1 protein-coding gene and 1 pseudogene are annotated in these 532 nt (G+C 60.9%); both read right to left on the bottom strand.

Features of this window, described 5'->3' with window-relative positions; all coding sequences use genetic code 11:
- Positions 1-210, bottom strand: a pseudogene (locus NKI25_RS36410) (IS66 family transposase); the annotation flags it as partial.
- A 73-nt stretch (positions 211-283) separates the two neighbouring features.
- Positions 284-532: IS66 family insertion sequence element accessory protein TnpB (gene tnpB / locus NKI25_RS36405; RefSeq protein WP_353001012.1), on the bottom strand; the 249-nt coding region annotated here is incomplete at its 5' end.

Here is a 532-nt window from a genome sequence, read left to right as displayed (position 1 = left end):
CCGCAACCTTTCGGAGCGGCTGCCGAAGCGCGCCCGCTCCAGCATCTTCACGACCGCCGTCAGTCGTGCGATCCGCTCATCGGCGCTCTTGTTGACCAGCTCGAGATGGAGGTTGCGCTCCTCGAGAAGGGCGGCCTTTTCGGCCATGGCAATAACCATCGCCTTGAGCGCGTCAACGTCGTCCGGGAGCGCGAGTTCGGGTGCCGACATGGCCAAAATCAGAGCATATTCGCGGGCAATTTTCCCGCTTTTTCAGCTCCCTGATTCATCATGCCGCAGGGTTTTACCCAACCGATTGCGGCCGCCTGACGGTCTCCGTCCGAACCCGTTTCCAGTCCATTCCGTCGACCAGAGCCATGAGCTGAGCATGATTGAGCTGGACCCGGTGGTGGCCGATCCGCGGCCAGCAGAACTTCGCGTCGTCCAGTCGCTTGGCATAAAGACACACGCCGCTGCCGTCCCACCAGACGATCTTGATCCTGTCCGCTCTTTTCGCGCGAAAGACATAAAGCGCGCCGTTGAACGGATCCGA

Origin of the sequence: Mesorhizobium sp. M0808, from assembly GCF_040320025.1 — a bacterium.
GTDB lineage: Bacteria > Pseudomonadota > Alphaproteobacteria > Rhizobiales > Rhizobiaceae > Mesorhizobium.
The sequence above is the reverse complement of the archived record's forward strand: the minus strand, read 5'-3'. Positions and strand labels throughout refer to the sequence as shown.